This window comes from Halobacillus litoralis (assembly GCF_020171725.1).
In the GTDB taxonomy this organism is placed as follows: Bacteria; Bacillota; Bacilli; order Bacillales; family Halobacillaceae; genus Halobacillus; species Halobacillus litoralis_F.
In genome coordinates, this window is record NZ_JAIVAJ010000001.1 from 633,387 (window position 1) to 658,498 (window position 25,112).

The 25,112-nt window shown below is 44.8% G+C and carries 29 protein-coding genes; 10 read left to right on the plus strand and 19 right to left on the minus strand.

The window, feature by feature from the left end; translation table 11 throughout:
• Positions 1–84: 84 nt before the first annotated feature.
• Complete coding sequence (gene lepB, locus LCM20_RS03410; RefSeq protein WP_225194019.1) at positions 85–621, minus strand: signal peptidase I; 537 nt, start codon at positions 619–621, stop codon at positions 85–87.
• Positions 622–685: 64 nt separating this feature from the next.
• Positions 686–1,324, minus strand: a complete 639-nt coding sequence (locus tag LCM20_RS03415) for a TVP38/TMEM64 family protein (RefSeq protein WP_225194020.1) — start codon at positions 1,322–1,324, stop codon at positions 686–688.
• A 187-nt stretch (positions 1,325–1,511) separates the two neighbouring features.
• Between LCM20_RS03415 and LCM20_RS03420 the strand changes: the two genes are divergently transcribed.
• Positions 1,512–1,928, plus strand: coding sequence for a hypothetical protein (locus LCM20_RS03420; RefSeq protein WP_225194021.1), 417 nt, complete (start codon positions 1,512–1,514; stop codon positions 1,926–1,928).
• Here LCM20_RS03420 and LCM20_RS03425 read toward each other — a convergent pair.
• Complete coding sequence (locus tag LCM20_RS03425) at positions 1,849–2,364, minus strand: competence protein ComK (protein ID WP_225194022.1); 516 nt, start codon at positions 2,362–2,364, stop codon at positions 1,849–1,851. The two genes, LCM20_RS03420 and LCM20_RS03425, sit on opposite strands and share 80 nt — an antisense overlap.
• Before the next feature lie 139 nt (positions 2,365–2,503).
• Entirely contained in the window at positions 2,504–2,638 is a 135-nt protein-coding gene (locus tag LCM20_RS20020; RefSeq protein ID WP_263621899.1) for a hypothetical protein, read from the minus strand.
• Between the two features lie 42 nt (positions 2,639–2,680).
• Here LCM20_RS20020 and LCM20_RS03430 point away from each other — a divergent pair, with 42 nt between their 5' ends.
• The gene (locus LCM20_RS03430) at positions 2,681–3,139 is read left to right on the plus strand and encodes a DUF3939 domain-containing protein (protein ID WP_225194023.1); all 459 of its coding nucleotides are present in this window, start codon (positions 2,681–2,683) and stop codon (positions 3,137–3,139) included.
• Positions 3,140–3,442: 303 nt separating this feature from the next.
• Here LCM20_RS03430 and LCM20_RS03435 read toward each other — a convergent pair whose 3' ends face one another.
• A complete protein-coding gene (locus tag LCM20_RS03435; protein ID WP_225194024.1) occupies positions 3,443–4,384 on the minus strand; it encodes a hypothetical protein in 942 nt (313 codons plus the stop codon).
• 118 nt (positions 4,385–4,502) lie between these two features.
• Positions 4,503–6,041 carry a fatty acid--CoA ligase family protein gene (locus LCM20_RS03440; protein WP_225194025.1) on the minus strand — a complete coding sequence of 513 codons (1,539 nt, stop codon included), beginning with the start codon at positions 6,039–6,041 and terminating at the stop codon, positions 4,503–4,505.
• A 151-nt stretch (positions 6,042–6,192) separates the two neighbouring features.
• On the opposite strand from LCM20_RS03440, the gene LCM20_RS03445 reads away from it, so the two are divergent.
• Complete coding sequence (locus tag LCM20_RS03445) at positions 6,193–6,933, plus strand: metallophosphoesterase family protein (RefSeq protein ID WP_225194026.1); 741 nt, start codon at positions 6,193–6,195, stop codon at positions 6,931–6,933.
• Positions 6,934–6,991: 58 nt separating this feature from the next.
• Here the strand turns inward: LCM20_RS03445 and LCM20_RS03450 are convergent, their stop codons facing one another.
• Positions 6,992–7,993, minus strand: a complete 1,002-nt coding sequence (locus LCM20_RS03450) for a lipoate--protein ligase (RefSeq protein ID WP_225194027.1) — start codon at positions 7,991–7,993, stop codon at positions 6,992–6,994.
• A 63-nt stretch (positions 7,994–8,056) separates the two neighbouring features.
• Positions 8,057–8,788 carry an MBL fold metallo-hydrolase gene (locus tag LCM20_RS03455; RefSeq protein ID WP_225194028.1) on the minus strand — a complete coding sequence of 244 codons (732 nt, stop codon included), beginning with the start codon at positions 8,786–8,788 and terminating at the stop codon, positions 8,057–8,059.
• Positions 8,789–8,906: 118 nt separating this feature from the next.
• Here LCM20_RS03455 and yhfH point away from each other — a divergent pair, with 118 nt between their 5' ends.
• Positions 8,907–9,035, plus strand: coding sequence for a protein YhfH (yhfH, locus tag LCM20_RS03460; RefSeq protein ID WP_225194191.1), 129 nt, complete (start codon positions 8,907–8,909; stop codon positions 9,033–9,035).
• Between the two features lie 124 nt (positions 9,036–9,159).
• Here the strand turns inward: yhfH and LCM20_RS03465 are convergent, their stop codons facing one another.
• The 6 genes from LCM20_RS03465 to LCM20_RS03490 form a co-directional block, all read right to left on the minus strand.
• Positions 9,160–9,939, minus strand: a complete 780-nt coding sequence (locus LCM20_RS03465) for a TerC family protein (RefSeq protein WP_225194029.1) — start codon at positions 9,937–9,939, stop codon at positions 9,160–9,162.
• Positions 9,940–10,128: 189 nt separating this feature from the next.
• Positions 10,129–11,142 carry a LacI family DNA-binding transcriptional regulator gene (locus tag LCM20_RS03470; protein WP_225194030.1) on the minus strand — a complete coding sequence of 338 codons (1,014 nt, stop codon included), beginning with the start codon at positions 11,140–11,142 and terminating at the stop codon, positions 10,129–10,131.
• Positions 11,143–11,396: 254 nt separating this feature from the next.
• A complete protein-coding gene (gene hemY, locus LCM20_RS03475) occupies positions 11,397–12,797 on the minus strand; it encodes a protoporphyrinogen oxidase (RefSeq protein ID WP_225194031.1) in 1,401 nt (466 codons plus the stop codon).
• A gap of 7 nt (positions 12,798–12,804) precedes the next feature.
• On the minus strand, positions 12,805–13,734 hold the full coding sequence (gene hemH, locus LCM20_RS03480; RefSeq protein ID WP_225194032.1) for a ferrochelatase: 930 nt from the start codon (positions 13,732–13,734) through the stop codon (positions 12,805–12,807).
• A gap of 13 nt (positions 13,735–13,747) precedes the next feature.
• Complete coding sequence (gene hemE, locus LCM20_RS03485) at positions 13,748–14,785, minus strand: uroporphyrinogen decarboxylase (protein ID WP_225194033.1); 1,038 nt, start codon at positions 14,783–14,785, stop codon at positions 13,748–13,750.
• Between the two features lie 111 nt (positions 14,786–14,896).
• Positions 14,897–17,065: a transglycosylase domain-containing protein gene (locus LCM20_RS03490; protein WP_225194034.1), complete on the minus strand. Its 2,169-nt coding sequence runs from the start codon at positions 17,063–17,065 to the stop codon at positions 14,897–14,899.
• Between the two features lie 94 nt (positions 17,066–17,159).
• Between LCM20_RS03490 and LCM20_RS03495 the strand changes: the two genes are divergently transcribed.
• Positions 17,160–17,660 carry an antibiotic biosynthesis monooxygenase family protein gene (locus LCM20_RS03495; RefSeq protein ID WP_225194035.1) on the plus strand — a complete coding sequence of 167 codons (501 nt, stop codon included), beginning with the start codon at positions 17,160–17,162 and terminating at the stop codon, positions 17,658–17,660.
• Between the two features lie 35 nt (positions 17,661–17,695).
• Here LCM20_RS03495 and LCM20_RS03500 read toward each other — a convergent pair whose 3' ends face one another.
• Positions 17,696–18,193 (minus strand): thioredoxin family protein, encoded by a 498-nt coding sequence (locus tag LCM20_RS03500; protein WP_225194036.1) that lies wholly within the window; start codon positions 18,191–18,193, stop codon positions 17,696–17,698.
• Positions 18,190–18,612 (minus strand): disulfide oxidoreductase, encoded by a 423-nt coding sequence (locus LCM20_RS03505; RefSeq protein WP_225194037.1) that lies wholly within the window; start codon positions 18,610–18,612, stop codon positions 18,190–18,192. The genes LCM20_RS03500 and LCM20_RS03505 overlap by 4 nt, the downstream gene beginning before the upstream one ends.
• A gap of 185 nt (positions 18,613–18,797) precedes the next feature.
• Here LCM20_RS03505 and LCM20_RS03510 point away from each other — a divergent pair, with 185 nt between their 5' ends.
• Both LCM20_RS03510 and LCM20_RS03515 read left to right on the plus strand, forming a co-directional pair.
• Positions 18,798–19,229, plus strand: a complete 432-nt coding sequence (locus LCM20_RS03510; protein WP_225194038.1) for a ferritin-like domain-containing protein — start codon at positions 18,798–18,800, stop codon at positions 19,227–19,229.
• Between the two features lie 175 nt (positions 19,230–19,404).
• The gene (locus LCM20_RS03515) at positions 19,405–20,574 is read left to right on the plus strand and encodes an amidohydrolase (RefSeq protein ID WP_225194039.1); all 1,170 of its coding nucleotides are present in this window, start codon (positions 19,405–19,407) and stop codon (positions 20,572–20,574) included.
• A gap of 25 nt (positions 20,575–20,599) precedes the next feature.
• On the opposite strand, the gene LCM20_RS03520 is transcribed toward LCM20_RS03515, so the two are convergent.
• The 3 genes from LCM20_RS03520 to LCM20_RS03530 form a co-directional block, all read right to left on the minus strand.
• Entirely contained in the window at positions 20,600–21,136 is a 537-nt protein-coding gene (locus LCM20_RS03520; RefSeq protein ID WP_225194040.1) for a GNAT family N-acetyltransferase, read from the minus strand.
• Between the two features lie 66 nt (positions 21,137–21,202).
• The gene (locus LCM20_RS03525) at positions 21,203–22,420 is read right to left on the minus strand and encodes an ABC transporter permease (RefSeq protein ID WP_225194041.1); all 1,218 of its coding nucleotides are present in this window, start codon (positions 22,418–22,420) and stop codon (positions 21,203–21,205) included.
• On the minus strand, positions 22,417–23,160 hold the full coding sequence (locus tag LCM20_RS03530) for an ABC transporter ATP-binding protein (protein WP_225194042.1): 744 nt from the start codon (positions 23,158–23,160) through the stop codon (positions 22,417–22,419). The genes LCM20_RS03525 and LCM20_RS03530 overlap by 4 nt, the downstream gene beginning before the upstream one ends.
• A 137-nt stretch (positions 23,161–23,297) precedes the next feature.
• Here LCM20_RS03530 and LCM20_RS03535 point away from each other — a divergent pair, with 137 nt between their 5' ends.
• The 3 genes from LCM20_RS03535 to LCM20_RS03545 all read left to right on the plus strand — a co-directional run bounded on the left by LCM20_RS03535 (position 23,298) and on the right by LCM20_RS03545 (position 24,967).
• The gene (locus LCM20_RS03535) at positions 23,298–23,726 is read left to right on the plus strand and encodes an HIT family protein (protein ID WP_225194043.1); all 429 of its coding nucleotides are present in this window, start codon (positions 23,298–23,300) and stop codon (positions 23,724–23,726) included.
• 123 nt (positions 23,727–23,849) lie between these two features.
• Complete coding sequence (locus tag LCM20_RS03540; protein ID WP_225194044.1) at positions 23,850–24,401, plus strand: tryptophan transporter; 552 nt, start codon at positions 23,850–23,852, stop codon at positions 24,399–24,401.
• 158 nt (positions 24,402–24,559) lie between these two features.
• Positions 24,560–24,967, plus strand: a complete 408-nt coding sequence (locus tag LCM20_RS03545; RefSeq protein ID WP_225194045.1) for a YtxH domain-containing protein — start codon at positions 24,560–24,562, stop codon at positions 24,965–24,967.
• Positions 24,968–25,112 lie beyond the last annotated feature (145 nt).

Sequence of the window (25,112 nt, forward strand, 5' to 3'; positions counted from 1 at the left end):
CCACGTCTCGTCCACACAATTTAAATGGAAGCGTAGTCCATAACAAAAGCCCTCTTCCTCATTTGAAAGAGAGCTTTGTCTGCATTAAAACTGTAAGGCTACTTGTGAGAACGGCCAATATCGGACATCCACTTTCCCGACGATCGTATCTACTTCAACGAAGCCGAAATACCGGCTGTCGAGGCTGTCCCTTCTATTATCTCCCATCACAAAGATATGTCCCTCAGGTACCTGATTCACCCCTGTCACTTCATTCAATGTGAAATCGTCCGTGAACAGCTTGCCATCGTTCGGTCTAAGGGGATCCAAATAGGATTCATCAACGGCCTGTCCATTTACAAAGAGTGTATCATTTTTGAATTCGATTGAGTCGCCTCCAACTCCGATGACCCTTTTCACATAATCTTCGGTTTCATTAGCGTGAAATACAATGACATCATGCCGGTTGACTTCCTGCCAATCGTACACCACTTTATTCACCATCAACAAGTTTCCGTCATAAAGAGTGGGTTCCATCGATTCACCGTCTACAATGTAGCTTGCAAATAAGTAAGATCGAAATACGAACGCCAACAGTAAGGCGAACAATACCGTACGGATGAGTTTGCGATATTTTTTCATAGTCTAATCCTCCAGGTGTTGTTTCTAACAACATTTTACCCTTGACAGATTAAACTTAATCAATTTAGTACGCCCGTCTTTCAGCTTTTCTCTTAATTCTTGTTTCAAGGTACTTCCCGACAATCCAGAAAAGGAGAATACAAGCTCCTACAACAATGGATTTGACAGGGTTTTGCGCGAAGGAGGCAATACTCGCACCTACGTAAGAGATGGAAAAGATCATAACCGATTTTCCCAGCACAGCAGCTAAGATGAACTGCTGCTTGCTCACTTTCGAAAGTCCTGAAACGACGTTAATGATGGAGGAGGGAGAAAAAGGAAAACACATAAGCAGAAACAGTGGACCGAATCCGTGCTCCTCCACCCACTTCATCACCTTACCAACCTGCTTCTGACGTGTAATGAATCGGAAAAAGCGTTTATGCCCGAGTGCTCGTATGATGAAGAATACAGATATTGCTCCAATGACCGAACCGAACCACGAGTATAGAAAGCCTTTGAACAGTCCATATACGACCGAGTTGGCCAGTACAAATGCGACTAAAGGCAGGATCGGAAGGAAGGCCTCCAGTAAGGGAAGGAGGATTCCAGGAATCGGTCCAAGGCTTTCTAAATTCTCAAGCTGACGGATGATGTATTCAAATAATTGATCGTTCTCCGCCATTTCTTTGTAGCGGTCGATGTGAAATGTTAATGAGCGCATGAGATGTGGCTTCCCCTTCTACGTTTTCTTTCATTTTATACAAAATATTCGGTTATGCCCAGATGAAGCTTGTCCTATCCTCATCCTTTCCAATTTAAACCTTTTGTAAAACTTCCTTGCATAGTTATGGACGTGACGTGGTATAATACAAAAAGAGAACAAACGTTCGTATATGGAGGAGAATGACATGCGGAACTTAAAACAAAGAGATCTGGACATCGCTTCCCGCTACGTATTTCTATCCATGGCACTTGTCGTCATTCAACAGGATCGAAAACACTTTGACATCGGTAAGTTCAAAATAAAAGAACCCTACCTGGAGCTGCTTGGAAAAATGGAGCTTGAAGCGAGGAAGGAAAGAAGGGAACTGAAGAACCAAATGGACCGGTTGAATATCCAAGTCGTAGAATCAGGGAGGAATGATTCTTTCACCTCCTTCCTCTTCCTGGCACGTGGGTACGAAGAGAAGCGCAATTACTTCAACCCGGCTATCCGAAAAAAAGTGGAAACGATACTGTTTGAGCTTATGAGAAAGTCTCAGCAACCCGCTCGGGGGAATCAGATGAGGAAGATGATGACACCCTCAAACGATCTTCAAGGATGACTCGAAAATGAGCTGTCCGCTGTACTTGGTTGGCAATCATACCATGCGAGACAGGAACATTGATGGTCGTGCCATTCGTAAATTCGATGGTTGTCGTTTGATTTTTCTCACCGTAAAAAGAACGGACAAATTTGTGGGCGATCCACGTACAGTCTTTACGCTTCGGAGAGATAATGGGAAAGAAATAAATACGCATGGCTTCTGAAATGACAATGGGGGGTTTATGCGTGTACCTCGTTAATTCCTTTGTACCGGAGATTCGACCATTTAAACTGCTTGCAAAATAACGACATGAATCATCCACGACCTGGCTTGGACACTTATCGACCGTAAAACGCCCATCCGCTTCAAATACTTTCGTCAGCACCTCTCCACGCTCGTCGCACTCAGCTAGAAGAGCCATCGTATTCAAATTGATTTCATAATCTTTCTTCACGCCGTATTCCATCCACTAAAACATCCCTTCTATTCAGGTAGCGGCGCTGTCACCTGCTCGGATTCCGCCGCTTATCCTTTTTAATTTACCAAAATATAATAGAATTGTCTAAACTTTCTTTCAATGTGAACCGTTTTCATTAGTCTGCTATACTTAACGTATCAGAATGATTAGAACTGTCCTTCGTCTCAGGGCTTTTTTTCTCTTCGCGACCAAAATTCGGATTCAGCAAAGTGAAGAATTCCAGCTCCGGCTGCACGTTCTGCTCTTTCATCACAGCACCACCTGTTCTTATATTAAAATGGAGGGATCTTTTATGTGGAAACGCAAGAAAAAGTCAAGTGAAGACCGCACTCCTTTGGAAACCCGCGACTTGTCGATCGATGAGATCCGCAAAGCCATCCATGCATACTCCGACCAAAAACCATCACATGTTCCATTAAGCGTATTGATTCAGGATGACCTGACGCTCGATTACGAGTTACTCTCACCCTTCCTTCACGCAAAGCCGTCCAAGCCTTTTTATATGTCACGCGAAACCTATGAACTATTCGAGGAGGAAGACTACGATCTTGCTAAAGAAATTGACCATGTACAACAAGCCGTTGATGCGTATATGAAACAAACACAAGAAACGCCTGTCATTGAAAGCGATCCATACAAAAGGATAAATTATTATAAGCTTAGAAGGCTTGGGTTGTTACAGGAGAAACCGGAAAGAGAGTATTATTTAACCAATGAGGAGTTTATGATTACCCATAAGAAGCCGAAGTAAAAAAAGGACCAATGCTAACGGTAGCATTGGCCAAAGAGACGACTGGTTAACTTTTGAGTGAGGGAATAAATTTTGAAAAAGTTCTGGGGAACTTTTTCCCACAAAAACACTCTTCAGTAACAAGGGGTTGTTACTGACCTATTTATGACAACCAGATCATAAATAGTTGATTGAGATCAATAAGCATCATCGCTTATCTGATTCTTATTGTAGTATATTTCAGAACATCCTTCACCGAAAGATTTTTGCGGAAGACCGCAACGCATTGCAGAGATGTTAGTTTATGACATGCATACCTCTAATTCAGACACTCTTCGTCTCTACAATAGCGTTTATTCTCCCTCTCACACGCTCACGCTCATCCTTGAATTGAGATGCCAAATCGTTCAGTTTATGCAAGGCATCCTGCGTTTTCCTTCTACTGCTCTCCACTTCACTTTGAGAGTCATGAATCTTATTTTGCACAAACCAATCGACAATCAGACCATCAAAGAAATAATCCGCAACGGTCAGCGCGCCGGAAACCTGCACGGATGAAGATACATGCTGCCCGATATCCTCGAGCTCCGCCGCAAACTTCCGCAAGTGCCTCTGGGATCTATGTACTGCGTCATTGGCGTCATCAATGCGTGAATGTTTCACGGCTGTTGAAATGATGCCGCCGCCAAGCATGTCGAGTGTACCCCAGTTGCTGGCACTTCCAAGCGCTTCCTCTGCTTCACGAAGGGCATACAAAGCGGAATCACCTGCAGCTATGGCTTCCTCCACTTCTTCGAGCTCCGCTTCCAAATAAGACTGCTGATCTGCGAGCTTTAGGATTTCTTTCCCTTTTTCTTCGCCTTTCTGAATTAAGTATTGCTTTCTCTCTGCCCAAAGCGCTTCATATTCTTCACCAGGGTTGCCCAGGGTATGAATGCGTTCCTTTATGTGCTGGATGTCTTCTGAGAGTTCCTGAACAGACTGTTTGGCCTCTTTCCACTTCAGCTGTGCCTCGATCACTTCCTGCTTTTCTTGTTCGACCTTCTCATCTTTTCGTCCTGAAATGGTGTAGAAAAGATTCGCCAAACTCATTTTTTCCAAAGCTTCGACGTCTTCTTTTTCTTCTGACAGCTTTCTATTTAAGTGGCTCTCTTTTCTTTCCAATTCGTTAAGTTCTGCTTGTAAGGTTTCCCGTTCACGCTTCAGTCTGTCCTGTTCAAGCCATCGCTTTTTCTTCATCATTAACTGTTCATGTAATTCGGCCATTCTACCACTCCTTCAATAGGTTATACGATGTCCCCCCTCTACACGTTTCATAGTATTGGAAATAACTATAAAAAAAGACGCTGGATGAAAGGGACCTCATCCAGCGTTCTCTTCGTCATCAGGCTTGCGCCACTTGGTCACGTAAGTTCTTTCTGAGAATCTTTCCTGTCGTATTCTTCGGCAGCTCCTCCATAAACTCAACTCTTGCTGGTGTTTTATATTTGGCGAGATGAGCACGGCAGTATTCGATGACAGCCTCTTCGCTTAAGGAAGGATTGCTCGATACTACGAAGCTGATGACCGATTCACCAAGCTCAGGGTGCGGGGCTCCGACAACCGCTACTTCACTGATATCCGGGTGTTCATACAACACTTCTTCGACTTCTCGAGGGTAGACGTTATACCCTCCAACAAGGATCATATCCTTTTTACGATCTACAATATAGAAGTACCCTTCGTCATCGGCCCGAGCCATATCCCCTGTATATAACCATCCGTCTTTAATTGTAACGGCTGTTTCTTCCGGCATCTTGTAGTACCCTTTCATGACGTTCGGACCTTGCACGATCAATTCGCCTACTTCCCCAGCAGGCACTTCCTCTCCTAATTCATCCACTATTTTATTCTCGACATTGCTTATGTTCTGCCCGATGGAACCTGCTTTCCGGGGACGGTCCAATGGGTTGAACGCTGTAACGGGCGATGCTTCGGATAAACCGTACCCTTCAGAAACACGTACATTAAACTGCTCTTCGAACGCTGTGAGAAGGGCAACAGGCATAGAGGATCCGCCAGATACACAAAGACGAATGTGACGGAACGTGTCCACATGGTCTTTCCCCGTCTGAAGCAAGTAATTATACATCGTCGGTACACCGGCAAATACGGTCGCTTCCTGCTGGGCTGCGACCGTAAATACATCCTGCGGTGAAAACTTCGGTACAATCAACACGGTTCCCCCGTTCATAATCGGTGCATTAAGTGCAACCGTCAAACAGAAAACGTGGAACATAGGCAATGTGGCGATCACCCGGTCGCTTGAGGAGATATCCAAATAATCCGCGACGTCCGTTGCATTTGAATAGATGTTCTGATGGGTCAGCATCGCACCTTTCGGCTTTCCAGTCGTTCCGGAAGTATAGAGGATCACAGCTACATCATCATGGTTTAAAGCAGGCTTATCGAAATCAAGACTTCCCTCGGCCACTGTTTTTGTAAACGATTTCATTTTAGCGGATAACGAAGAGTGAGACGTATCGATCCCTGAACCAGTGTCTCCTACGAAATAATGCTCAACCTGAAGATCCTGATCCATCTTCTCAAATTTCTCCATAAGCAAATCGAGTGTGATGACAGCTTTCACATCTCCATTCTGCAAAATATAGCTCAATTCATCTACTGTGTACGTAGGGTTGATTGGAATAACCGTAACTCCCGCACGAAGGGCTCCGTATAAACCAATCATAAATAACGGACTGTTGCCACTGACAAGAGCGATATGATCTCCCTTCCCATACCCTAATTCGGATAACGATTGAGCAAATTTCGTCACAGATCCGTTAAACTCCTGATAGGATACCCCTTTCTCTTGGAATATGTAAGCGTGCTTAGTCGGATTCTCAAGCGCTGTCCTTTCAAGCTGTTCGCTAACGTTCATTCATGCTCCTCCTTAAATGAATGAATAGTCATTCATTTTACTAATTTGAATTTTCAGTTTAATTATAAATTATTGAACACGTTTAATCAATCTTTCTTTACAAACCCTTCCATCAAAGCATGTTACACTATCTGTGAGAAGGAGGTGAAATATGAGTATCGCTCTCTTAACAGATGTGCATGGAAATGCTCCCGCCTTACGTGCTGTGCTGGATGATCTCGATCAACAGGAAAGCGTGGAACGAATTATTGTTTTAGGAGATATGCTTGCCATCGGACCCGATTCAAATGACGTATTAAGCATGTTGTTCTCAAGATCTGATGTTTCTATGATCACAGGAAATCATGATGAATGTGTACTGGCACTACTGAGAGATGAATCACACCCGAAAAGCCACGCACACGTAAAAACACACCATCAATGGATTGCCGATCATTTAGAGGCACGTTTTATCCCAAAACTAGAATCTTTAACAAGAACGCTGCAGGTCGAGTGGAATGGATGGCTGCTTCACTTCTCTCATTATGGATTAGGGAAGCCTTTAGAACACATAAGCGAGGATCCTTTTAAGAGGATTGTTGAACCATCCTTTGACAATGTGGCAAGGCTATTCCATGACATACAAGCTGATCTAATAGGTTTTGGTCATCATCACCCCGAGCATTTCTATCGTGGAAACGATACAATTTACATAAACCCCGGGGCTCTTGGGTGCAGCCATACGGCTCACGCACCTTATGCAATTGTTGATAAAAAGAATGGCTCTTTAGACGTGAAGGTGAAAAAGGTTCCTTACGATAACGTCGAATTCTTAAAGTCTTATGAAGAATTACAAGTCCCTGCCCGAAAGACCATTCTCGAAATCTTTCATGGTAACCAGCATCAGGAATAATCCTGCATCAAATGTCAAAAAGAGGTGAGCCTTAAAAAACGGCTCACCTCTTCTTCATTTAGTAAAGCATGTCCAAGAAGTCTTCTTTCGTAATTTTACCTAAGTAGTGGGAAACATCCACTTCTCCTAGTGCTTCAGAAAGAGCTTGTCGTTCATACTTTGTTCCAATTAACTTCTCTTCAATCTCACTGATATCCCCGACACCGAAGAAATCCCCGTAGACTTTCGCATTTTTCACATAGCCTTTGTCCACATCGAGACGAACGTCATACGTCCCTGCTCCTTCGATCCGTTTATTGTGCTGGATGTTGAATTTAGGAGACTTGCCGTAGTTCCAATCCCAATTTTTGTAGCGCTGCTCCGCCAACTCATGGATCTTCTCCCAATCTTCTTCAGTCAACTTATACTGTGGAACATCTTTCAAGTCCTCCACATCGAAAATGTAACGAAGAATGAGATTCTTAAACTCATCCATAGAGATTTTCTCATCAAGGAACTCTGAAATATTTGCTACACGACTGCGGATGGATTTGATTCCCTTGGATTTGATCTTTTCTGTTTTCACGTTCAATGCAGAAACGACATTCTCGATTTCAGAATCGAACATAAGCGTACCGTGGCTGAACATTCTGCCCTTGGTAGAGAATTGAGCATTCCCGGAAATCTTGCGTCCATCTTCGGCCGTAATATCGTTTCGACCTGAAAGCTCAGCATTCACCCCGAGCTTTGCTAGAGCCTCAATAACCGGTTCTGTGAACTTCGCGAAGTCGTGGAAGCTGTTTCCGTCGTCTTTCGTAATGAAGCTGAAATTCAAGTTTCCTAAATCGTGATAAACGGCTCCTCCACCAGAAAGCCTGCGTACGACTTGTATGTTGTGATCCTCTACGTAATTCGTATTGATCTCTTCGACCGTATTTTGATTTTTACCAATGATGATCGACGGTTCATTGATATAGAACAGTAAGTATGTTTCGTTAATATCGAGGTTCTTCAGCGCATATTCTTCAATAGCCAGGTTAATCCTCGGATCGTTTATTCCTTCGTGATCAATAAATAGCATCTAGTTCTCATCCTTTCTTGCTTTTCCTTCTATCATTGTAATCCTTCCGACACGATTAGACAATTATCCATTCCAACTCAACCCTTCCTCCGCCAGTTCAATATTTCCGTGAAACTCATCTTCCGCTTCCTGTCTAAGACGTGTCAACTGTCCAAAATGAGGCAGGTGGCTGAGCCAGAGGGTCTGAACGCTTGCCTTTTGCGCAATCTTACCCGCTTCTTCGCTCGTCATATGACCAGCCTTAGCACCGTCCATTCCACGGTAGAAATTTGTATCGGTGATGAGTAGATCAGAGCCTTCAGTAAAATCGGACCACCCCTCAAAATAACTTGTATCCGCGGTATAAGTCACGGTGTGCACCCCATCCGTTATCTTCATCCCGTAACAGACAACCGGGTGCTGAGTTTTCTGAAATTCAATTGTGAAGGGACCGACCTGAAGGGTCTCATCCGGGTTGTATTCAATGCCTTTCGTATAATGGTGCGTCAACTTATCGAACTGCTCTTCATCCTGATTATGACCATAAATCGGAAGGACGCGCTTCGTTTCGTGTAGTGTATTTTGAACAAGTGACGCATATTGCAACGGTCCAATATCCGCAATATGATCGTGATGGTAATGGGATAGCACCACAGCGTCAAGGTCTGTCACCTTGATGAACTGCTGCAGCCTCGAAAGGACACCGCTCCCACAGTCGACGAGCATGGTAAAGCCGTCTTTCTCAAATAAATAACCTGACGTTGCACTTCCTGCTGCGGGGTATGCCCCCCAATAACCGACTACTGTTACTTTCACAAGATCACACTCCTGTATCTTTTTTCCTATTTGCACATTGTTTTATAACAGATGGTTGATTTATGCATATTGTTATAATACAATGATTTTACAACAAAAATTTGGAGGGGATTTCCTAATGATCAGTATCGTTGAGTTCTTCCGTAACCTGCCTAAAAAACACTGCTCCAGCTGCGGCAATGTCATTCAAGAACAAGCCGATTGCTACGGCAACCTTTGCGACGACTGCGACCACCCTGCCCGCTAATGTTAGTATTCCACAATTGAAGAGAAAAGGAACCACTAAAACTGGAGCAGCTATTCGATAAGCTGCTTTTTTCTTTTGCCACAAAAAAAGAACCCAAAACATCTCTGTTCTGAGCTCTCCTTTACTAGTACCCTGTATTTTCGTATGACTCACCGGACGACTGTTTGGACAAATGCCTCCCTGAAAGGAACCACCCACCAGCGGCAATGGATAATAGAACCGTCCAGAATACCACGGTCCACCCAAGACCATGAGCGAAATGAGGGTCAAGCCAACCCACTTTCTCATGGGATACCGTAATGACAGCAAGCTTCACACCGACCCAGGCAACAATTAAATACGCCGTCGTCTCAAGGCTTGGACGTTTGTCCAACAGCTTCACAAACCAAGTCGCCGCGTATTTGATCAGGACAAGACCTGAAATACCGGCAATGATCACGACGAGGAACTTCCCACCATCCATGCCACCGAAGTTCGGAAGAGGAGAATTCGGCAGTGCGAGTGCAAGTGCTACAGCCGCTAATATTGAATCGATGGCAAATACGAGATCCGCCGCTCCGATTTTGGCCACTGTCGGCCAAAACCCTTTTCCTTTGGATGTAGAAGACGTCTCCTCTTCTTCTTTTTCACGACTAAGAATATTTTTCAACCCTAAATAGATCAAGTAGGCAGCTCCAATCGCCTGTACCTGCCAGACGGTTGCGATAAACGAAATCGCAAACAATGCCCCAAATCTAAATATGAAAGCAAATAAAATTCCGTAATTGATGGCACGTTTCTTCTGTTCCTCTGGCAGGTGCTTCGCAATGACGGCAAGCACTAGTGCATTATCTGCTGAAAGTAACCCTTCCAGCCCGATCAGTATAAGCAACGTCCACGCATATTCAACCCAAATGGACTCCATTCTCGTTTTCTCCTTTCAACTATGCCCCCACAAAAATAGACCTTCACCTTGAGGTAAAGGTCTATACGCTAACGGGTAAGGTCACACTATGTATCCCACAACGGTTGAGACCCTGAGGCAGTTTCTCTCTTACTCCAACTTTATAACTTTATCAAGTCAGCGGAAACTGGTCAAGTTCATCCGGGAACATCACGTGTGAATCAACTGTTCTTTCAACGTCGAATCTCTAACTAGTAATTTATGAGAATAGATGTAACGCCTTGCTTTAACTGACGTTGGGTACATCAGCTGTTTCACCAGCACTTCAATCGTACGATCTGCCATTTTCTCGACGGGCTGCTCAATCGTTGTCAGCGCCGGAACCATCAATAACGAAAGCATCTGATTGTCAAAGCCGACAACGGCCAAGTCATCAGGGACACCCACACCGGATTTGACAGCTTCGTACACAACACCGGCTGCTACTTCATCCGACCCTGTGAATACGCCATCTACATAAGGAAACTCTTGTTGAATACGCTGGAACACTTCACGTCCATCTTGAACGTGGATCGCCCAGTCCATCATCGCCTCTTCAAGAAAAGGAAGAGAACGCTCTTCTAAAGCCCTTAGGAACCCGGCTTTTCTTTCCTGAGCGAGGTACGTATCAGACCCACCACATACGTAGGATAAGTTTTGGCAACCTTGATCAATTAAATGAATGGTCGACTCATAGGCGGCTCTTCGATGATCCATATGAACCATAGGGACAGACATCTCTTCCATATATTCATTGCAAAGAACGATCGGGCCGGAATCTAAGTAGGGCTCAACCGCTTTCCAGTCGTTGCATAGTGACGTCATGACAATGCCATCGACCTGCTTAGTCTTTAATAATTGTAAGTAATCCATTTCTTTTTTCTTAGAATCGTGAGTCTGACAGACAATAATTTGATATCCCCAATGGGATGCCTTCTTCTCCATCGATTCAATTAAATTTGCGAAAAATGGATTGGTAATGCGGGGCAAAAGAACCGCAATTGTATCTGTCCGTTGATTTCGTAATCGTCGAGCCGAGGAATTCGGCACATACCCAAGCTCATCCATGGCCTCTAAGATGCGTTGTTTCTTCTCATCTGTAACGTAAGGCTGATCATTAATCACGCGCGATACCGTCGTTCTTGAAAGTCCCGCCAGCTTCGCTACATCTTCTATGGTAGCCATTCCTATTCCCCCTGATAGATTTCTACCTGCACTTGAAAACGTTTCCATATCCCATGATACTAATCATCTATCATTCTTGCAAGCCCTTACAAGGATTTGTAGAGTCCATCGACAAGAATAGAACAAGACTAACAAAACCCATTCAAAAATGAGCTGATTTATGTCACGTAATGAATTTCAACAAAAAAGGACGATGCATGAATTTTCATGCATCGTCCTTTGGAATGGAAGGCTGAAGTCCTCTGTTTCAACTTTTACGTGAGATTCATATAACGTAATACCTTCTCAACGGCTGCCTCACCTTGATCAATACAGTCCGGCAGACCGATTCCCCGATAAGAACCTCCTGCTAAAAATACACCAGGAAGCGTTTCTCTCATCTTATCTTCCACGTTCTCAAGCTTCTCCTTATGCCCCACCTGATACTGAGGCATAGCATCATGCCAGCGAGTCACGATCGAGAATTCAGGTTTTTCTGTTATATTCATCGTACGATTCAGATCCTTCAAAGCAAGCTCGACGATTTCATCGTCCGAGTAATTTACGACATCCTGATCGGTCGGTTTGCCTACATAACAGCGCAGCAATACTTTCCCATCCGGTGTCGAGTGCGGCCATTTCTTGTGCGTCCACGTACACGCAGTAATTCTGAAATCACTGTTCCTTGAAACAACGAAGCCTGTACCATCGATATCCTTCTTGACAGCGGAGGCATCAAAGGCCATGGCCACGTTGGCTACGGAAGTCGCATTTGTCTCTTTGAACGGTTCAAGGAATTCATACTGGGTGAGCATTCGCTGAACAGCAAAATGGGGTGCCGCAAGGATGACAGCATCTGCTTCAGCAACGGTTCCGTTACTGAGCATTACATGATAGATGTCCCCTTTTCTCTCAATATGGTCCACTTTCGTCTGCTTTAAAACCGTACCTTCTTCTAATTGGTTCTCAACAGCATCTACCAGCGTTTCAAGTCCGCCTTCGAGTGTGAGGAACATACTCGGCTTCTTCTCCCCTTTTTTCCGCTTAGGGATCGAAGTTGTTTGCCGTAGCCCTTTAATCAGACTTCCATATTTCTGCTCCAACTCATAAAAGTGGGGGAAGGTTGCCTGTAGACTTAATTTATCAATGCTTCCTGCATAAATGCCGGAAAGCAATGGTTCGATCAGATTCTCTACAACTTGATTCCCTAACCTTCTTCTGAAAAACAACCCCAGCGACTGATCTCCGTCTACTTTCCTTGCGGGTTTAACAAGATCCATAGCGGCTCTAGCTTTCCCTAATGGACTGAACAGCCCGGAGAAAAGGAACGGCCGGATCCGGGTTGGGATGCCCATGTACGATCCACTCGGCATAGCGTGAAGTTTACCGTTCACCAATATGTAGGACTGGCCCGTACCGTTCGGGGTCAGTTGATCTTCAAGCCCTACATCTTGTGCTAAACGTCCGGCACTTTCTTTTCGGGCAAGGAAAGAATCGGGTCCACGCTCAATGGTAAACCCGTCCTTTCTTACAGTTTGAATTTTTCCGCCGAGACGGTCGCCAGCTTCCATCAACTGAACGTCTATCTGTTGAGAAGAGGCTTGCTGAAGTCGGTAGGCAGCGGTCAAGCCCGTTATCCCTCCACCGATTACGACGACTCTTTTTTGTTGTGACATCATATCCCTACTTCTTTACTTGTTCCCTGACGACGTCTGCTAAAGTGTCGACAAATTTAGGGTGCGTATTCGGCATTTCAGGACGATAGTAATTAGCTCCTACCTCGTCACAAACCACTTTACACTCATAATCATTGTCATATAGGACTTCAAGGTGATCAGATACAAATCCAACCGGGGCATATACGAACGATCGATAACCCTTCTCTTCGTATAGATCCTTCGTCAAGTCTTGAACATCAGGACCAATCCAAGGGTCTGGAGTATTTCCTTCACTTTGCCAGCCAATCTCATATTGAGTGATGCCTGTCGCTTCAGATAGGAGCTCAGCCGTACGTTTCAATTGGTCCGGATAAGGGTCTCCGCCTTGAAGAATCTTCATAGGAAGGCTGTGAGCGGAGACGATCAAGCAGGCTTTCTGCTTTTCTTCTTCGTCCATTTTGGCATACTCATCTTCAATCTTTTCTTTCCAGTAATCAATGAAACCGGGAGCATCGTACCAACTTTCAACGGAACGAATCGTAATGCCATGCTTGTCCGCTTCTTCCTTCGCGCGTCCATTATAAGACTTCACGCTGTAAGTCGAATAGTGAGGAGCGAGGACGATGGAGACCGCTTCTTCGATTCCGTCCTCAGACATTTGCTGAACAGCATCCTCAACGAATGGTTCAATGTGCTTCAGACCGATGTAAAGCTTGAACTCGATGTCGTCTTGTTTCTCATTCAGAGCATCCTTGATGCTCTCAGCCTGGTCTTCTGTAATACGCGCCAGAGGAGAGATCCCGCCTATTGCATCATAGCGGTCACGCAGATCTTGAAGCATCTCGTCTGAAGGTTTGCGTCCTCTGCGGATGTGTGTGTAGTATCTTTCTAAGTCTTCTTCTTTATATGGGGTACCATATGCCATTACGAGTAAACCCATTTGTTTCTTTGCCATGTCTATTCACCTCTTAGTTCGATTTTGAATAATCATGAATCAACTGAGTCAACCGCTTCAATGTTTCAGGTTGGATATCCGGTGTGACTCCATGACCTAAGTTGAAGATGTGAGAAGGATGTTGTCTTCCCTCATCGATGATACGCTTCGCTCTCTCCTCAATTACATCCCAATCGGATAGTAAAATGGAAGGATCGAGGTTCCCCTGAAGTGGCCTTGTAATGCCTTCCTGGCGTGCTTCTGTAATGGACATTCTCCAGTCCAAACCAAGGACATCAATCGGAAGATCGTTCCATTCGTGTGCTAAATGACGTGCCCCAACACCAAATAGGATCAACGGGACTCCTTCTTCCTTCAACTCGGAGAAAATCCGCTGCATGACAGGTTTGATGAATGTACGGTAGTCCTCAACATTCAAAGCCCCTACCCATGAATCAAAGATTTGAATGGCTTTCGCTCCAGCTTTGATTTGGGAACGGACGTAAGTGATGACCATGTCAGCCAACTTATCCATGAGGGCGAACCACGTCATCGGTTCACTGTACATGAGAGATTTAGTCTTATTATAGTTCTTCGAAGGACCACCCTCAATCATATAGCTTGCGAGTGTGAACGGGGCACCACTGAAACCGATCAACGGCACGGTCAGTTGTTCCTTCGTTAATAGGCGAATCGTATCCAATACATATGGAACATCCGATTCAGGATCGATTTCTCCAAGCTTTTCCACATCTGCTTTTGACGAAATCGGATTATGAATGACAGGTCCGATTCCTTTTTGAATCTCCACGTCGACTCCAAGAGACGGGAGCGGTGACATGATATCTTTGTAAAGGATGGCGGCATCCACCCCGTACTGTTCAACCGGAAGCCTCGTAACATAGGCACAAAGTTCAGGCTGATGTGTAATTTCAAACAGAGAGTACTTTTCCTTCAGCTTATTGTATTCAGGTTGAGATCTCCCAGCCTGGCGCATAAACCAAACGGGTGTGTGTTCTGTCTTCTCCCCGCGAAACGCTCGGAGAATTGTATCATTCTCGATTTTATTCATTTACATGACTCCTTTAACACGTTCGTCTTTGTCCGTTTTCCACTATAACGATATATTCGGTTTCTGTATAGAAAAATGATGAAAATGTCATGATTTTGTTCTTTTTTCACTTCAAATATCCCAGCTAAGGGTGACGCGATTCGATGGGGAGCCTTCGAGTTCTGTAAGCGGGTCATAAGGTACCACGTAGAAGTTCGTTTCATCAAAGATGCTGAAGGCATTCACTTGATAGGAACCTGCCCCTGTCACTTCCCCTACTCTCACATCTTCTCCTTGTTCTTCTTTATAAATACGGTACACGACCCGGTCATCCGAAGAAGGGGTCCACTCGAGTGAACCTCTGAAAGTGGCAAGTCCAGCTAGATTCAGTGACCCCTTCACTTCATCCAGTTCCGGAAGTCGAATCGGCTTTGGCAGTTCCTCTACACCTTCAGGTTTCTCAAAGGATGCTGTAAGCGGCTGCTGTTGATCAATACTACTGAGAATATCCTTCATCAGTCTCGTAGGGTAGGCACTGCTTCCTTGAATGCTGAAGCCTTCACCAGACTGGTCGTATCCCATCCATAAAGCTCCAGAATACTGTGGCGTGTACCCTGCGAACCATACATGTTTATTGCCGCCCTGTCCTTGCTGGGTTCCCGTCTTGCCTGCCAGCGCTTTTCCGTATTCCCCGGAATTAGCGGTCCCCTCTTCTACCGTAGTCTGCAGCATTTCGGTCATGTTCCAGGCCGTCTGGGCATCAAAAACCTGCACTTCCTCCTGTTGGTGCTCATGGATGACATTCCCGTACCGGTCAACAATTTTTTCAATGGTATAGCTCTCCACTTTCTTTCCGTCACGTGCGAAGCTGCCGTAGGCTTCTGTCAACTGAATGGGAGAATAGCCTTCCGAAAGACCACCTAACGCAATCGCGAGGCCATGGTCGTCTGTTGACAGACCAAGCTTATCTAAATAAGACTTCGAATAGTCGATGCCGATGTCTTCTAAAAGGGATACGGCAGGGACGTTCTTCGATTCGACAAGAGCTTGATATAAGGAAACTTCACCTTGGTATTGATCATCGTAGTTTGAAGGCTCATAACCGCCTGTAAACGTCTGCTTACGGTCTGAGAGAACACTGAACGGGCGATAATCGCCTTGCATCAAAGCAGGACCGTATACAGCTAACGGCTTGATAACAGAAGCAGGGGACTTCTTCACTTGAGTACGGTTCAAATCGCCATGCTCAAAGTTCCGTCCTCCGACAGCCGCTAACAGGGCGCCTGTTTCGTTATCCATCAGTGTAAAAGCTCCCTCTACAGGGCCGCTGTCACCTGGAACAAATTCTCCATCCCGCATCTTCTCGGCAGCGACTTTTTGAATGACAGGGTCCATTGCTACGACAATCTGGTAGCCTCCCCGCTTCAACTCGTCCCGCGACATATGGTACCGTTCCGCCGCTTCATCAATGACGAGGTCCACGTAACTATTCGAACCATTGTCATTCAATTCTTCCTGCTGTGCTACAGCGAGTGTCGATCCCTGCATACGTTTCATCACATCCACCGAGATCGATCCGTACTGCTCCATTTCAGATAAGACAAGGTTCCTTCTTTGAATGGACTGCTCTGGGTTATCGAATGGTGAATAATAATTCGGTGCCTTCGGAAGTCCAGCCAAGAGAGCGGCCTGAGCCACCGTCAAATCAGAAACCGGACGGTCAAAGTAGTGCTTGGAAGCAGACTGAATCCCATACGTCCCTTCACCGAAGTAAATTCGGTTCAAATAAAGCGCCAGGATCTCGTCTTTGGAATAATTCCGTTCGAGGTAAATCGCAGCCATGACTTCTTTTGTTTTCCTCATCCACGTCTTCTCATTTGTTAGGAACAGATTTTTCGAAAGCTGCTGAGTAATCGTACTTCCGCCTTCTACTTTCTCCATTGCCAATATATCCTTGTATATCGCTCGTAAGATCGCTCTGAAATCGACTCCTGAATGGTCATAGAAGCGCTGATCCTCAATGGCTACGAAAGCATCTTTTACATGAGAAGGAATTTCAGCCCCCTCGACAATTTCCCGGTTCTTCGTGTAAATTCTCTCGATCAACTCACCGTCTGTCGTTTCAACAGTCGTTAACTCGTCCATGACAAGGGCACGTTCTTCGACTACAAACCGACCGCCGAATAAGATGATGAAATAGCCAATCATCATCAAAAAGAGCAGCGAAAGCCCGATGATACCGGGCCACTTCAGGTGTTTTGTCCATGGTGGCAGATTACGTACTTTTTCTTTGATGTTCACTGTTGTGCATCCTTTCTATTCTTCCGCGTCAAACTTGCGGTCTCCTTCCGGCTATTGCTACACTGAACATATAGCAGGAAAGGAGACATGGATTATGAAGGTTTCAATGACAAGCGGTACTCTTGAATACTTAACTAAACTCAAAAAGAAACATCCAGATTCCAAACTCTTCATTATGCAGGACCAAGATAAAACCGTTGCTTATTGCGAAGACGCTTCGATTTTCGAAGAGGGTCGAAATTACGAGACGGTTGATTATGTCGGTGAATTAAAGGCTGAAGGTTATGTCGTGATGAACAATATTCCTGTTGCAGATGAAGGTCGTCCCGTGTTCGAGGACCGTTTTAAAAACAGAGCGGGAAACGTTGAAAACCGCGAAGGCTTCCAAGCCATCCGCATCTTAAGGCCTCTTCAAGGTAATACGTATGTGGTCTTAACACAATGGCGCAACGCACAGGACTTTGAAGATTGGAAAAACTCCAAGTCATTCGATGATGCTCATAAGAAATCAGGACCGAAACATAAGAAGAAGCCGTCCTTTATCGATGGCGATGCTTACATTACAAAATACCACATGGTGAATATCGATGAATAAAAAAAGTGAGCGGCCAAAGGTCCGCTCACTTTTCTTTACTCTTCGGCTTCTGCGCTTGAGTCATTCAAGACTTCATCATGGAAGAAGGTATCGAATGTATCGACAGGCTGTTCCCCTACCACACGGGCTACTTCTTCTCCGTCTTCATAGTGAACAATCGTCGGTGTCGCTTCAATTCCATATTCCTGCCATTGGTCCTGGAATTCAAGAAGATTCAATTTTTTCATGTCTACTCCCAATTCTTCTGCCATCGGATCAACGATTGGTGTTGTACGCTGACAATGGACGCAAGTCGGACTGTAGAAATACACCGTTGTCTCTTCTCCAGACTCAATTTGACTTTGCAGTTCATCTGGCTGTATTTGATTTTGATAATACGGGCTGTCCAGCTGATCAATCGTTGCCTGATTCAAGTTGGACTTTCCGTATGGATTTCCTTCAACTTGTTGAGAGTTCTGATATTGAACGACAAACACTAATACGACAACTAACGCCGCTAGCACAGTCGCAAAAATTACCATGTTACGCTTCATACCGTCGATCTCCTTTTTAGTAACAACAATACATGTGTTGCAAATATTATAACAAATGCTGTTCCCGCCATAAACGGGATACTGATGAATCCAAAGTAGTTCACATACTGGGCACTACAAGAAACGTTTCCACACGCATCTCCCAATGTCATTCCCGGCACCTTTTGTAAAAGGTAGTGATACGTCGACACAAGCATACCTATGCCGCTCAAGATGACTCCCGGCAGAGCCACATCACTATTTTTCTTCCAAAGGGCTGTTCCGTAAATGAGAACAAGGGGGTACATGAGGATGCGCTGATACCAGCACAGTTCACATGGTTCATAGCCCATGAACTCAGAGTAAAACAGGCTACCCGCCATTGCTGCCAATGCTATTGCCCAGGCAATAAATAAGTAATTGTCTTCCTTACTATTCATATACGTAAATCCTTTCTACCTCTCCCACCTGCTATTATACAAGTAAATCTCTCGAAAACAAAACACTTTTTATAGGTGCTTGTAAACCTCTACATTTCCTTCATTCGGGTTCCGTCTACGTTTATTTACGACGAAGCTGGGAATATTGATGATGTGCCAAATTTTTTACAGAAAGAGGTTACTTTATGGATCAAAAAATGCAGGCTCTCATTGAAGGGTTGAACGAAGACTTGTCCCATGAATATGCTGCATCGATTATGTACACCAATAACGCCGCCGTTGTTTCCGGGCTTTACCGCTCTGTATTGAAACCATTTTTTGAAGGTGAAATTGCGGATGAGCAGGGCCATGCCATTTATTTAGCAGAAAAAATCAGCACACTTGGAGGCACCCCTACTACCACTCCTGCTCCTGTTAAACAGATCAGCGAGGTAAAAGGAATGCTGGAAGAGGCTAAGGAAGCAGAACGGCAGACCATTAAGCGCTACGAGGAACGTAAAGCACAGGCCGAAGAGCTCGGTTTAACAGAACTCTCCATTAAACTTGACGATATGATCGCTGATGAAACAGGTCATATGGAAGAGATCAGCCGTCTTCTGCAGGATTCACGTCTATAAACCTCTTACTACCACCTTTGGGAACACCCAGGTGGTTTTTTTGTGCGCTCAAGAATAGGCTTCGTGTCTGTTCATCTAATATGAAGAAAGATCTCGATTGTTTCGACCCTTAAAATTTGAGAATATTCTAAACCTGTATTAAACTTTACACAATCAACTATGAGGAGGATGCGTGATGTGGGAAGATATTTTCAAAGCAATCGATGACCAATACGATAAAATGTTGGAGACAAGACGTCACTTACACCAGTATCCTGAAGTATCCTTTCAAGAGGAGCAGACGGCTCAGTTTATAGTAGATACATACGAACGCCTTGGTATTCCCTATGAGAGGAATGTAGGCGGAAATGGCGTACTCGCTACGCTGAAAGGAGGAAAGCCTGGGAAGACGGTCGCCCTCCGAGCGGATTTCGATGCACTGCCCATCCAGGAATTGAATGATGTGTCGTACAAATCCAAGAATGATGGCGTCATGCACGCATGCGGTCACGATGGCCACACTGCATCACTTCTTGGCCTTGCGGAAGCTCTTCTTCCTTTTCAAGATCAGTTACCGGGTACTATTGTATTCCTGCACCAACACGCGGAAGAGTATTCTCCTGGTGGTGCCAAGCCGATCATGGATTCAGGAAAGCTCGATCACGTCGATGCCGTCTTCGGCACCCACATCTGGGTGAACGCCCCTACAGGTGTGATTCAAACATCTAAAGGACCATTCATGGCAGGTGCTGACCGATTCGAGTTGACCATCCAAGGGAAAGGGGGACACGGAGCGATTCCTCATCAGACAAAAGACGCGATCGTGATTGCTTCCCAAGTGGTCACCCAGCTTCAACAAGTGGTGAGCAGACGAGTTGATCCGTTGAAGACAGCGGTTCTCTCGATTGGAACATTCGAGGCCGGTCATGCCTTCAATATCATATCTGATTCTGCCAGACTGACAGGAACGGTCCGCACATTCGACCCGGAAGTTCAGGAACTCATCATTGAAGAAATGGAAAAGATCATCAAGGGCACCTGTGTCGCGAACGGGGCTGATTACGACTTGAATTATGAACGAGGTTACCCTCCAGTAGTCAATCACAGCAAGGAAGCTTCCTTAGTGCTCGACCGCTCTCATGAAGCTGATGCCTCTCTAACGACAGAAGAAGTGGAACCATCCATGGCTGGTGAAGATTTTGCTTATTACATGCAGAAAAAGCCTGGAGCCTTCTATTTTACGGGTGGTCAAATTCCAGATCATTATTACCCGCACCACCATCCGAAATTCGATTTTGATGAAAAAGCACTCAATCATGCAGCCAAAACACTGATTCAAGCATTTAGAAGTTATCAAGAATCCTGACCAACAAAACGACCGCCCCTCAAGCCTACTCCTGAGGGGCGGTCGTTATTTCACTTAATAATGTATGGATGTCACGAAAACCGTAAACAGATTCCTGGAGCGTTCTCCCCACCATCTCTGCTTTTGCTGAACCAAGCCATTCTCCCCCCAGCTTCTCATAAAACAAACGAAAGGGATTGTCTTCTAAAACGAATACCATCATTGAATCGATTCCGTCGATTGTTAACCTTTTAAGAACAGGCTCTATCAAAGTCCTGCCAAGCCCTTGCCTCTGAAACTCTTCCAGTATGTAAATGGCATAAAGCTCTCCCTTAAAAGAAGTAAATTGTTCTGTATGATTCGTACCGCCATGCGAAAAGCCTATGATATCGCCTGTATCGCCTTCCGCTACATAGACATACTGAGCAGGAATGATTGTTTTCCATTTAGCCGTTCGATTCTCATACGTCATTTTTTCCAAGTACTCATCAGGAACTATGCCTTTGTAGGTGGACTTCCAAGTGTCGACCTGAACCCGAGCCACCCCTTCAGCATCCTCCACCACAGCTCTTCTGACCCTCATCTGTTTCCTCCTTTTTACAATATAACTAATGAAAAATGCTCCTTCTAAAGGAAGGAGCATTTCATTTTAAAGTGTTAATCTTGGTTTCACATACATACGGACGAACGTAAGGCTGAATAGACTTCCTCCTACCCAGACAACAACCAACCCAAGGAGGTTCCACTGGAAGATAAACAACAGACCAAATAGGAACGTCTGTGCGAGCAAAATCTGGTTGAGCCATTGAACAAGTGCCTTCTTCCTCCACTCCTGCTTCACCGGGTAAATATCAAGCCAAGCAATCGTTCGGTGGTGATTCCAAAGTGTCATCATCTGAAACCCACTAAGGTAAATGAATAGCAGGGCAAATACAATTTTCACCCAAATGTTCGGGACAAACCAAATAGCAAGAGCACCGATTACGATCAGACGCAGATACATACCTAGATAGTCACTGCTTCTGATGAAAGTGATACGGTACAAATAGGAATAGGTCTCTTTCTGATTATAGGAAACCATCGAAGCGACAGCATTTACGAGACGATGGCGTTTCTTGACCGTATTTTTCAAGTGAGGGACATCCACAAACATATTCGCAATCCTGTAAAAGGTGCGCATCCGCTGCTGGTCTTTCCTCACGAGAAGATCCCAGGCTAGTCCGGCTTTTTGACGGCTTAATTGGAAGGTGTATAACACCAATACGACAAGCAGAATCGTTACAACACTGGCATAGCCCCAGTTCCCTTTGGCAAGGAAATAGAAGATGGAGACATTAAGGAACACTTTAATTACTTGATCGATTCCACGGATTCTCGGATTCCGCTCTTTCAACATCCACCAATTTGAAAGCAGATTCCATAGCTTTACGACGAGCATAATGCCGATCAGCATCAAATAGTAGGACATCCCAAGCTCTGGGAACCCTGCGAAGTATAGCGGTCCGAGTGCTGCAGCGACAAGAAACACAAGATAAAGCTGAACGACGTAGCTGTAATACAGGCATCGTCTGAAGTAATCACCGAGTTGGTACTCAGCAGGCAGTAAAAACACTAAGTCCGGCTCTTTGAGCAACGTACGAACAGGGCTGTAGCTGACAATCAAACCAAATGAAATACCGATGATCGCGCCGGTGGGAAAGTCCTCCGGCAGTTCCGCGAGCCACTGCTGGTAGTAATAAGCAAGTGCTGATATAAAGAACAGCATGGCAACGCCAATATGTTCATTGAAAATATATTTCAAGTAGCGGTTCGTTTCCTTTACGTGTTCGGTAAAACGACGCATCCAAAACTTTTTAGCATCAATCATGAGCTTGTCTCTTCCTTCGTCAGAGCAATATAAATATCATCCAGCGAAGCATCCGGTCGCTGGAAGGACTTCCTCAACTCACTCAGTGTCCCCTGAGCCCGTATTTCACCATCATGAAGAATGATGAATCGGTCACAGTATTTCTCTGCCGTCGCCAAAATGTGAGTAGACATCAGAATGCCTGCACCTTTCTCTTTCATATCCTCCATCATTTGAAGATAAGATTGGATACCGAGCGGATCAAGTCCGACAAACGGTTCATCCACAATATACAATTCTGGTTCGATCAAGAAGGCACACATGATCATGACCTTCTGCCTCATCCCTTTTGAGAAATGGACAGGGAACCACTTCAATTTTTTCTCAAGTCGAAACTCTTTGAGCAGCGGATCGAGACGCTTCTTGAATACGTCTTCCGGGATGTTGTAGGCCATTGCCGTTAAATGCAAGTGCTCATATAACGTCAACTCATCATATAAAATCGGCATTTCGGGTATGTAGCCGAGCTGCTGTCGATATTCTTCCGGGTTCTCTTCAAAGGAGGTTCCCTTTATGGAGACCTTCCCTTTCTTCGCCTGCATCATCCCGATGATGTGCTTGATTGTTGTACTCTTTCCTGCACCGTTCAACCCGATCAATCCGACAATTTCATTGGGTTTCACATCAAAAGAGATGCCGTGCAGAACATTTTTATGTGTGTAGCCTCCATGGAGGTTTTCAATTTTTAATAACGATTGCACTTTAACTCCCTCATTTCACCTGAGTTATTCTTATGAAAGTTTACCATATCTTCTCTCCCCATTGCACTTATGGTCTACCTGTCGAGTTCAGGACTTGGATTGTGGTACAATAAGGCAAAACGTAGAGGAGTGAGCATATGAATCAAGATAAGGACTGTATTTTCTGCAAAATTGTAAACGGAGACATTCCATCTGCTAAAGTGTATGAAGATGAAGATGTTTATGCTTTTCTCGACATCAGTCAAGTAACCAAAGGACACACGCTGGTGATTCCTAAAGAGCACTGTAAAGACATTTATCACACAGAGTCTGAGGTAGCGGAGAAACTATTTTCTAGAGTGCCGAAGATTGCCAAGGCGATCAAGTCTGCTTATCAGCCCATCGGATTGAATACCTTGAATAACAACGAGGAACCTGCGGGTCAGTCCGTCTTCCATTTACATATCCATCTCATCCCGAGATACGATGAGAATGATGGGTTCGGAGCCAAATGGGAAGTGAATTCCGATGCTTATTCGACAGACGACTTACAGACCATTGCAGCAGACATCAATGCGCAGTTATAGTGCTTGAACGACAGCTCAAATTTGATATAATACAATTATGCATTCGCATACGGTCAGAGAGGGCACGTATGGGATGTAAAAAAAACTAGATGAGACTAGAATAGTTGAGGAGAGATGTTTCAAATGAATACTCGTGTATTAGTTATGCTTTCGTTGTTAGCAGGAATCGGTGCAGTGCTTCATACCGTGATACCAGGTGTTGTGCTTGGTATGAAACCAGATATGATGCTTGCGATGTTGTTTTTAGGAATCCTTCTATTTCCTAAGCCGTCTTATGTACTGCTTCTGTCGATTGTCACTGGCCTTATTTCAGGTCTAACGACGGCCGTACCTGGTGGACAGATTGCTAATGTCATTGAAAAGCCGATTACAGCTTTCGCATTCTTAGGTTTGGTCCTGTTAACGAAACGCCTGGCCCGCTTCAAAGTGACACAGCCGGCACTAGCAGGAATCGGTACGTTAATCAGCGGCACCGTTTTCCTAACCATCGTGCTGTACGTCCTCGGGATGCTTCAAGGAAGCTTCGCAGCGTTGTTCCTTGCTGTTGTCCTTCCAACAACAGCCTTTAACGTGTTGTTCGTCGGGATTACCTACCCGATCATCACGACAATCATGAAGCGTACATCGCTTGCAGACCTTTCACCCGCACTGCAGCCACGTGGAAGTAAAGCATAACATCCGAATAGTCAAAACATCACATCGATTTCACCAAGGCACTACTCTTCAGTAGTGCCTTCCTTTATCTTTCGTGAAATTATTTTCATGAATTAGGTTTCATTCTTTAATAATATGAGAAAATAAAAAGTAAGATGCAAATAGGAAGGAGTTTTGTTATGCCTAATCTGAAATCACTTGCACTGGGAGTTCTTGTAGGTGGAGCTGCAGGAGCCGCCTATACCTTACTTAATACCCCCTCTTCAGGAAGAGACCTGAGGGAGAATGCCAAGCTGAAGAGTCAGAACCTTAAAACGACTGTCCTCAGCCTGCGTGAAGAAGGCATGCAGTTGAAAGATCAAATCGCCCAAACATCCAAAGAAGGCGCTGAATTGATCAAAGATCTCTCAGAAGATGTGAAAACATCCATCGAGAGCTGGAAGCAGACCGTAGAGCCGCACCAGAAAAACATCCAAAAGTATTTAGAGCAAATTGAAGCAAGCTTGAAAGAATTAGAGGAAAAAGCCAAAGCAGAGCAGCAGAACAACGATACACAACCAAGCCACGAAATCGTTAATCATCAGTAATAAACAGCCGCATTTTATATCTAATAAAACCCGGACGACGCATGCTGCAAAACTTGTGTCATCCGGGTTTTATTTTGTAATGAAAATGTTACATAGAAAAGCATGGTATTCTATCCAAAGATGTTCTAACGTAAAAAAAGCTTAA